The 8619-nt window shown below is 63.4% G+C and carries 8 protein-coding genes and 1 rRNA gene; 6 read left to right on the top strand and 3 right to left on the bottom strand.

Annotated elements, in window-relative coordinates; genetic code table 11:
- The first annotated feature begins 148 nt into the window (after window positions 1-148).
- Window positions 149-270: ribosomal RNA gene (gene rrf / locus BLT08_RS18105) — 5S ribosomal RNA — on the top strand.
- A gap of 197 nt (window positions 271-467) precedes the next feature.
- A complete protein-coding gene (locus BLT08_RS18100) occupies window positions 468-878 on the top strand; it encodes a DUF7344 domain-containing protein (RefSeq protein WP_245724271.1) in 411 nt (136 codons plus the stop codon).
- A 384-nt stretch (window positions 879-1262) separates the two neighbouring features.
- Here BLT08_RS18100 and coxB read toward each other — a convergent pair whose 3' ends face one another.
- The gene (coxB, locus tag BLT08_RS18095) at window positions 1263-2042 is read right to left on the bottom strand and encodes a cytochrome c oxidase subunit II (RefSeq protein WP_090310756.1); all 780 of its coding nucleotides are present in this window, start codon (window positions 2040-2042) and stop codon (window positions 1263-1265) included.
- 224 nt (window positions 2043-2266) lie between these two features.
- On the opposite strand from coxB, the gene BLT08_RS18090 reads away from it, so the two are divergent.
- From BLT08_RS18090 to BLT08_RS18080, 3 genes are all read left to right on the top strand, one after another.
- Window positions 2267-4549: a DUF6789 family protein gene (locus BLT08_RS18090; RefSeq protein ID WP_090310754.1), complete on the top strand. Its 2283-nt coding sequence runs from the start codon at window positions 2267-2269 to the stop codon at window positions 4547-4549.
- Window positions 4546-5166: a DUF7979 domain-containing protein gene (locus tag BLT08_RS18085; protein ID WP_245724270.1), complete on the top strand. Its 621-nt coding sequence runs from the start codon at window positions 4546-4548 to the stop codon at window positions 5164-5166. Before BLT08_RS18090 ends, BLT08_RS18085 begins: the two co-directional genes overlap by 4 nt.
- Window positions 5167-5352: 186 nt before the next feature.
- Complete coding sequence (locus BLT08_RS18080; RefSeq protein ID WP_090310752.1) at window positions 5353-5544, top strand: hypothetical protein; 192 nt, start codon at window positions 5353-5355, stop codon at window positions 5542-5544.
- A 30-nt stretch (window positions 5545-5574) separates the two neighbouring features.
- Here the strand turns inward: BLT08_RS18080 and BLT08_RS18075 are convergent, their stop codons facing one another.
- A complete protein-coding gene (locus BLT08_RS18075) occupies window positions 5575-6537 on the bottom strand; it encodes a cytochrome c oxidase subunit 3 (RefSeq protein ID WP_090310750.1) in 963 nt (320 codons plus the stop codon).
- A gap of 204 nt (window positions 6538-6741) precedes the next feature.
- Here BLT08_RS18075 and BLT08_RS18070 point away from each other — a divergent pair, with 204 nt between their 5' ends.
- Complete coding sequence (locus tag BLT08_RS18070; RefSeq protein ID WP_090310748.1) at window positions 6742-7011, top strand: DUF7571 family protein; 270 nt, start codon at window positions 6742-6744, stop codon at window positions 7009-7011.
- 191 nt (window positions 7012-7202) lie between these two features.
- On the opposite strand, the gene BLT08_RS18065 is transcribed toward BLT08_RS18070, so the two are convergent.
- On the bottom strand, window positions 7203-8594 hold the full coding sequence (locus BLT08_RS18065) for an NAD(P)/FAD-dependent oxidoreductase (protein ID WP_090310747.1): 1392 nt from the start codon (window positions 8592-8594) through the stop codon (window positions 7203-7205).
- Window positions 8595-8619 lie beyond the last annotated feature (25 nt).

The raw sequence follows: 8619 nt of genomic DNA, 5'->3' as shown, positions 1-8619 counted from the left end.
CCGTGACGCGGCGAACGGGTCCGGACGCAAACTGGACTACACATACATTACGGTCAGTAACCACCGATTACGGTAGCTCGGGCGGACGTCCGAGGGCCGGAAGACACTAGTCTTCCGGGTACAACGGTTCGAATCCGTTGGTCGGCGTTACGGCGGCCAGAGCGGTGAGGTTCCTCCCGTACCCATCCCGAACACGGAAGATAAGCTCATCTGCGTATCGCGGAGTACTGGAGTGCGCGAGCCTCTGGGAAATGTGATTCGCCGCCTTCACTCATACTCGGCGATCCCTCGGGATCGCCACGCACATTACCCACGGAGCCACAGCGCTGGCTCTGTGGGTTTTTTGCATGTTGAACACACGAGCGCACGAGCAGCATCGCAGCCATCATGGCTGCATAACGAGCGATTTAGTGGTACCAAATATTTTTGGAGCGGGACTTATTCAGGTATGGCAGAAAGCCCGTGGTATGACAGTATCAGCGCTCTCCCTGGATACGATATACGGGATGCTATCGGAGTCTCGCCGTCGTTACGTTCTGTACTACTTCCTGGAGAACGACCACGCGAATATCGAATCACTCTCTTTGCAAATCGCTGCCTGGAGTCAGGACGTAGCTGTCGATGCGATCACGGAGGAGCAGAAGCAATCAGTGACGACGTCGCTGATTCACAGTCATCTCCCGAAACTCGAGGACCACGGCCTCATCGAGTACGATGGACGAACTGGTGACGTGATCGTCGCCGATGGGTTCGACGAGATTCGGACGACGATCGGCCGTGCACGAGCAGCAGAAGAGGAAGTCGAAGTGACCGGCTCCTCTATCGAATCGTTCCTGTACAGTGAGCCGCTCACGCAGCCCTCGAACGCGGATAACTGACTGTATTCTCGCCAGGGATCGTTCCTAGGAGGGCTAGCGCTCACAGCGATCCGACCGGAGACGGGAAGCGCCGCCTCCTTGATCGGTAGTCCAACCGCTAGTGATGTTGCTCTCGTATCGAAACGGTGTCACCCGGAACACTAACGTCCAGCCTCATCCCGTGGCGGCATGCCGCGTCGGCTGGCTAACCCTCGTGCCGGGCGGAAGAGCTTCGCGCTCTTCGGTCGGGTGGGCGACGCCCACCGAATCACTGTCGCGTGCCCGGGTTCGCCGTGCTGTCATCGCACCCGAATGGGTTTGCTCGGACGGGGACTGAAGGCACGCACCCGAAGTAGGTGCGTCCGTGGTTTAACCCTTTCAGTGCTCGGCAGCGTCGACCGTCACTCACGAAGGATCGGGTGCCGTTGCTCGCTCGCCTTCGTTGTCTTCGAGCCACTCGTCGTACACTTCGGGGTCGACGACGACAATGTCGGCGTCCATTCGGGAGTGACCGGCCCCACAGAACTCCGTACAGACCGCATCGTAGAGACCGGTCTCGTAGGCGACAGTTCTAACACGCGTAAATTCGCTCGGGAACGCATCCTGTTTGATACCGAGCTCGGGGATGAACAGCGCGTGAATAACTTCGTCGGCGGTCAGCCACATCGTCACGTCCTCGTCGGCCGGTATCACGATCTCGTCTCGAGTCGTCACATTATTCTCGGAATACGTCGCTTCCCACCCCCACTGGTAGCCCCGGACGACAACCTCTTCGTCGTCGGTTTCGGGGAGGTCATCGAGTGATTCGATCTCCTCGTCGACGATGTCGCCGTCGCCGGTGAGATCACCGGGCTGTGAGGGTGAGACGTAGGGGCTGACGAGGACGCTGTAGCCGGCGATGCCGACGAACAGCAGGATGATCGCCGTCGCGGCGGTCCAGGTAATCTCGAGGGCGGGGTCCTCCGCGGTCGGTTTGGGATCGTCGTTGTCGTGGAACTTGACCGCCGCGTAGACGAGGATCATGAGGACGAACAGCGTCAGCGGCAGGGCGACGTAGAGGAGTTGGGCCTCGAGTCCGTCGATGAGCTCGCGGTTTTCGGACTGTGCGGCGACCGTTCCCGAGAGCGCCAACACTCCGGCGACTCCACCCGCCGCGAGCGCGAGACCGCTTCGTCGACGACCCATTGCAGTGGCGTTCTACGACGGCCGTGTTATACGGCCTGCATCGATGACTGGAGTGTCTCGAGTTCGTGACGTTCTTCGAGCCGGTACGCCGGCGGATCGCGACTGTTAGTCTCCGTGAGAGTCGTCGAATCGTGGAGTGGCCTTATTGGAGTCGATGATGAGAAGTCGGCTATGCAGGCCGGCGACCATGGCGGTCAGAGCGTTACTGGGGGAGGCGAGCGACGATGAGTCGCGCGCTCGTGCAGGTATCGCTGTTCGCGTTCGTGGCCGTCGGCTGTCTCCTCACGCTGTTGGCGGCGCGACGGCTCAGAGCCGATCCCTCGCCCGACGGAGGCTACGGTGTGATCACCGAGCGCGAGTTCACAGTGGGGGAAGCGAAAGCGGCGATCGTCCATTGGACGACGACGACGAATCATCGCGAGATCGGATTGCTCTACATCGCATTCGGGACCGTCGCAGCGGTGTGGGGTGGGATCGACGCGATGATGCTGCGAACGCATCTCTTGACCCCGGCGGCGGACATCTGGACGGAGCAGACGTACAACGAACTGTTCACGATGCACGGGCTGACGATGCTCATCTTCTTCGTCGCCCCCGTCTTCTTCGGGCTCGGAAACTACTTCCTGCCGCTGTTGCTCGGCGCCGACGATATGGCGTTCCCGCGGCTCAACGCCGTCGGCTTCTGGCTGTTGCCGCCGGCGCTCTTGCTGTCTCGACTGGGGATCATCGCGGAGGTAACGGGGAAGTCGCTCGCGCTGGTCGTGCCCGAGTCGTGGCTCTCGTTCCTGTTTGCGTTACGCGAACCGGCGATCGGGTGGACCATGTACGCGCCCCTGTCGTCCACGTCGCCCGATCCGCAGATCAACTTCCTCCTGTTAGGCCTCCATTTGAGTGGCATCGCTACCACGATTGCGGCGATCAACTTCATCACGACGGTCGTCTACGAGCGCGACGAGGCGATCGGCTGGGCGAACCTCGACATCTTTTCCTGGACCATGCTCGTCACGAGCGCGATCGCGCTCTTTGCGTTCCCGCTGCTGGGGACGGCCCTCCTGATGCTCCTGTTGGATCGGAACTTCGGAACGACGTTCTTCGCGACCGAAGGGGGCGGGCCGATCCTCTGGCAACATCTGTTTTGGTTCTGGGGCCATCCCGAGGTGTACATCATCTTCCTGCCCGCGACGGGGTTGATGAGCCTCATCCTGCCCAAATTCGTCGGCCGAAAGCTGTTCGGCTTCAAGTTCATCGTCTACTCGACGATCGCGATCGGGGTCCTCTCCTTCGGCGTCTGGGCCCACCACATGTTCACGACCGGGATCGATCCCCGCATTCGGGCGAGTTTTATGGCGACCTCCATCGCCATCGCCGTTCCGAGCGCGATCAAGGTGTTCAACTGGATCACGACGATGTGGAACGGGAACGTCAAACTCGCGGCCCCCACCATCCTCTGTGTCGGCTCGATCGGCCTCTTCATCGTCGGCGGCGTCACCGGTATCTTCCTCGCCGTGATCCCCGTCGACATCATCTACCACGGCACCTACTACGTCGTCGGTCACTTCCACCTCATCGTGATGGGGATCATTCCTCTCATGATGTTCGCCGCGAGCTACTACTGGTATCCGTTACTGACGGGACGACTCTACGACCGCAGGCTGGCGCTGTTCCAGTCCTCGCTGCTCGTCGCCGGCTCCGCGCTCACGTTCATGACGCTGATGGCGCTGGGTTTTCTCGAACTGCCGCGGCGGTACGCGACCTATCCGGCCGACTTCCAGTGGCTGCAGGTCGTCGCGACCGTCGGTTCGTATATCATCGGGCTGAGCGTCCTGCTCTGGTTCTACAACATGATCTGGTCGTACTTCCACGGCGAGCGCGTCGAGACCGCGGATCCGTGGGATCTGAAGTCGACCAACCAGTTTACCCCGGAGTGGCAGTGGTTCGAGCGAAAACTCGAGCGCGAGCGCGGAATCCCGCCGTCCGAACCCGAGGAGGTGCGCAGATCTTACGTCCCCGCCCAGGAGGGGAAGCCGCCGTCGCTGTACGGCCGGATCGAGCCGGTCGCGCGGACGGTGGCGAACGACGCGGGGACGGGTGCCGTCGGCGGGCTCGTCGGAACCCTCCTCATGTCGGCCGTGCTCGCGGTGGCGGTGGTCATCGGGGTGTTCGACCTCGAGTCCTTTGCGGGTCTCGCGGTGCTCGTCGGCCTCCCGGCGAGCGTCACGTTAGGCTACGGGGTGTTCCTCGCGGGCGGGATGCTCACCTGGCCGCTGCTCTTCCTCGCGCTCGGCGAGTATCTCCCGGGTGAGCTCTCGTTCGTCACGGGGCTGTGGTTCTCGACCGTCATCGCCTCGGGCTTCGCCATCGCGTTCCACACCGATCAGATCGGGCTCGAACTCGTCGGCTACCTCGTGTTCGTCCTGTTGGCCCACTGGATTTACGGGCTGGGGCTCGCGGGGACCGTCGAGTATCTGGGTGGTCGCCACCGGACGCCATCGGAGGGCCGACGATGAGCGGTGACGACGGCGGGCCGTCGGATCGACCGGAGGACGGCAGGCGGCGTGAGACGGAGACCGGCTCGGACACAGCGGAGGATCCGCCGGCGACCGGCGAGCCGACGGAGTCCGAGGAGTCGTACCTCCTAACGTACGCTGCTCCGTTCCTCGGCGTGCTCCTGATCGCCTCCGGTATCCCGATCGCGCTCGTCGGCGGCTACGTCGTCATGCAGGACACGCTCGGTCTCTGCGGCGATCCGGACATCGAGATTCGGACGCTCGAGGACGGCGAGCGACCCGCATCCACCGTCGGCGATCTCGAGTACGACGAACTGTCGGAGACCGAACAGCGAGCGCTTCGGGAGGCGATCGACAGCCCGCTCGAGGAGGCGACGGTCGACGGCGAGGGGCTGGAGAACGAAGCGGCGTTGCTCGAGGGCGTGGTCATCGAGGTCGACGGCCAGGAGTACTACGTGCGCATCGCGTCGTTGAACTCCTGTCTCGAGGCCGAGCCGTTGCTGTTCCCGATCGGCTCGGTAGCGATCTTGGTGGGGATCGCGGGCGTGTTGACGCCGCCGATCTACCGCAAGATGGCTGGTTTCGAGGAGCGAATCCAACGGGATCGGAGACGATAGCGGGTTCCGGACCGTTCGGGTGGTGCTATCCGGTTGACTCGCTGGCGTAGATGCAACCCCGAATGCGGCGAAGGACGCTACTCGCAGTGGAACTGATTGACACGCTTCCCAACCAATTCGTTCGCGTTCCCACCGGGGGTTTTACCCCCTGGCGCTGGTACGTCCCACTCGTCCGAGGTGAGTTCAGTGGGTGAATACGAGGACGGCGAGAAGCGACGGGCCGCGGCGAAGTGCGAGCGCTGCGGCGAGATCGGGATCGTTCAGATCTGGCCCGACGGCCAGCGTAAACCGCTCGGCCAGTCGGCGTTCTGTGACTGTTCGGACCCGCCGCTTCGCGTGCTCGAGGAGAATCTCGACGCCGGGGACGACCTGCCGTGAACCTGCGATAGTGCGCCGTTCAATGACTCATTAGAGCGTGCCCCCGACGTAGAGGACGATCACGAGGAACACCCAGACGAGGTCGACGAAGTGCCAGTACAGCGAGACGGTCGCGACGGAGGTGTCTCGCTCGGGCCCGTAGTGGCCTTGCAATCCGCGCCAGAACACCACGGCGATGCCGCCGACGCCGAGTGCGACGTGCAGGCCGTGGAGTCCCGTTAGTGCAAAGAAGCCGCTGCCGAAGACGCCGCTGCCGAGGGTAAAGCCCTCGTGAATAATGAACTCGTAGTACTCGAGGGCCTGACCGCCGAGGAAGATCACGCCGAGTGCGAGCGTCGCTCCGAGCAGCCCCAGAAACCGCCGTCGATTGTCGTCGTGCAAGGCCTCGTGGGCGTAGTGGATGGTGACGCTGCTGGCGATCAGGATCAGCGTGTTGACCAACACGAGCGACGTCAACAGCGGCGGGAGCGTCTCCGGCGGCCAGGCGCCTACCCGGATGAAAAAGTAGTAGACGAACAGCGCGCCGAACGTCGAGACGTCGGTCACGAGAAAGAGCACCGTCGTCGACACGTACGACTCTCGCGACTTCGTCTGCCCGGCGCGCTCTCGAGCGGGTGCCAGAAACGCCTCGTCGACCCAGCCCGCCACCCCGGCCAACAGGACGACGGTCCCTACGACGGCGAGTCCGATGCCGAGTCGCGGCGGGACGACGCCGGCCGCGGCTCCCAGCAGGTAGATTGCGACGCCGCCGTAGAGCCCCCCGGCACCAACTCCGGTGACGAGCGGCCAGCGACTGCGGTGTTCGTGCTCGTCGTGGTCGTCGTGATCGCTCGGCTCGTGTGGGCTGTCCGGGCCGATGGGACCGTCGGGACCGCCGGGATCGGTGAGTTCCCCCTGATCGTCTCGCGCGTGGCCGGCGCCGTCCGCTCGAGTCGCTGCCGTCTCGGACGGCTCGTCGTCCCGGCCGTCCGAGCCGTCGAACGGAGCGTTCATACGTTCGGTCTCTACCTCGAGCGGGAAAAAGGACCACCGCTTACACGACGGTAGGTCGTCAGTACAGCCTCGTATTGCTCGGATATACGGTCCGGTTCGGTTCCCTACAGCGTGTGTCTGTACGATTCACCCCACGGTGACGGCAGATTTGTATCGGGTCGTCAGACCTTTGTAGTACTGTGACATGGTACCGAGTGTACCGCTATGAAACCGTGCCAACACTGTCAGGCGGCCATCGACGAGTACATCTTGGATAAACAACTCGAACCCCTGCGCGGACTCACGGTCGACGACTTCAACATCTGTGCCGACTGCGCGACCATCGTTTCTGACGCGTGCGTGGGGTGTAGCGGCGCGGTCTACGTCCCTCGGGGCGACACTGCGACACCCGACTACTGTCCGGCCTGCCGAGCTGATCACATCGAGCGGACGGGGGAGGATCCCGGCTGGAACCTCGATACCGTGTCCTCCTAAGCGGCACGTATCCGTTCTCACCCGTCAACGGAATCGATTTTTTGTGATTGCGTCCGTCCACGAGTAGCCGTCGGACCACGAGAATCGTCGGCGTCGGACGGTTCGCACACAGTACCGACGGGTAGCTTAGAGAGAGCGTCGAATGGTACGTTCGTGTACGAACGGCGCGAACTCGAGTCGGAAACCGGAACTCAGTAGAAGTAGTCGTCTTCTTTCAACTGGACGTAGCCGCCGTTGCGGTAGGCGTACTTCCGTCGCTTGTAGGCGAGCATGATCTTCGAGGCACCGAGGCCGGCCGAGTAGCTCCGTCTGATCAGGTTGCCGCCGGAAGCCCCCTGTTGCATGTCGGTGATGGTATCGAACGCCCAATCCCAGTCGTCGGGCTCGTAGTCCTTCACGATGTCCGCGAAGGCGACGTTCCGGAGGATCTCGTCGCCGATCGCGCGCTTCCAGACCCCGTTGTAGCTCTCGAGCGAGTCCGTCGCGGCCAGTCGGCCGGCGATCTTCCCCGTTCGGACGGCGACGTGATAGCCGCCCTCGTGGAACGCCGAGGTCGTCCCCATCGCGCCGCCGGCGACGGCGATGTTCGCCCCGACGGGCGACTCGATCGGTCGGGTCGAGGAGATGGGGTACGTCTCGGTCCCCTTCGACTTCCCGCGGTCCTCGACGATCGGAATTTCCTCCTCGATATCGTACTCGTCGCCGTACTCCTGTTCGAGTAGCCGACGGATGTACTCCGAGCCGGACGGCAGTCGGTCGTCGTCCGGGCGCAGGAGTTTGTACGCGCCCGGGTTCGTCACGTCCTCGAGTTCCATCCCGATCGGCATCGTGAGACCGACGCGAGCCACCGTGCCGTCGTTGGGGAACACCCACGGGTAGGCGGTCTCGCCGGGCATGTAGCCCCACCAGAACTTGAGGGTGTCCTCGAACTCCTCGAACAGCTCGGGGGGAAACTCTCGATACTCCTGGTAGGCGATGTGGTTGGCTTTCGGCGGCGAGAGGTGGTCCGAGACGCTGCGGCCGGGGGCCGTGAACTGATCGAGCGCGTCGAGGGTGATCCGTCGCTGCGGGCCGTCGGCGAGGACGACGTACTGGGCCTCCAGCCGGTCGCCGTCGGCGAGGGTCAGCGTGTGGATTGGCCCCTTCGCGCTGTCGGCTCGCAGGTCCGTCTCGAGGTCTTTGACGCCCGTTCCGACCCGAAGGTCAGCACCGGCGTCTTCGGCGCGCTCGTAGAGCCAGTCGTCCATCCGTGCACGGTGGAAGGTGTAGCCGAACTTCGGGTAGCTGGCCTCCATCCCGGTCGTCCTCAATGTAACGTTGCTGTTCGGACCGACGAACTCGGTCGCCTCGAGCTCCCGGTGGATGACCTCGTCGGGAATCTCCCGGTAGTCGAAGTCCATGATGTCGATCCAGTAGTCGAGCATGCCGGCAGCGTCGGTCGAGTCGGGGCCGAGTCCGTCGCGGTCCTCCCGCGGGACGCCCTGTTCGAAGAGGACGGTCTCGGCACCGTGTGCCGCGGCCCGCTCGGCCGCGGATGCCCCAGCGGGGCCGCCACCGACGATCGCGACGTCTACGCGTTCCATACTCCGTTGGAACTCAGTGGCCCAT

This window comes from Natronorubrum texcoconense, from assembly GCF_900100335.1.
Lineage (GTDB): Archaea > Halobacteriota > Halobacteria > Halobacteriales > Natrialbaceae > Natronorubrum > Natronorubrum texcoconense.
This window is presented reverse-complemented; position numbering and strand designations above follow the sequence as displayed.

Bases quoted from the DNA above. Each gene is read 5' to 3' on its own strand.
- coxB (WP_090310756.1), bottom strand. From the start codon at position 2,042: ATGGGTCGTCGACGAAGCGGTCTCGCGCTCGCGGCGGGTGGAGTCGCC.
- BLT08_RS18075 (WP_090310750.1), bottom strand. From the start codon at position 6,537: ATGAACGCTCCGTTCGACGGCTCGGACGGCCGGGACGACGAGCCGTCC.
- BLT08_RS18070 (WP_090310748.1), top strand. From the start codon at position 6,742: ATGAAACCGTGCCAACACTGTCAGGCGGCCATCGACGAGTACATCTTG.
- BLT08_RS18065 (WP_090310747.1), bottom strand. From the start codon at position 8,594: ATGGAACGCGTAGACGTCGCGATCGTCGGTGGCGGCCCCGCTGGGGCA.
- BLT08_RS18100 (WP_245724271.1), top strand. From the start codon at position 468: ATGACAGTATCAGCGCTCTCCCTGGATACGATATACGGGATGCTATCG.
- BLT08_RS18090 (WP_090310754.1), top strand. From the start codon at position 2,267: ATGAGTCGCGCGCTCGTGCAGGTATCGCTGTTCGCGTTCGTGGCCGTC.
- BLT08_RS18085 (WP_245724270.1), top strand. From the start codon at position 4,546: ATGAGCGGTGACGACGGCGGGCCGTCGGATCGACCGGAGGACGGCAGG.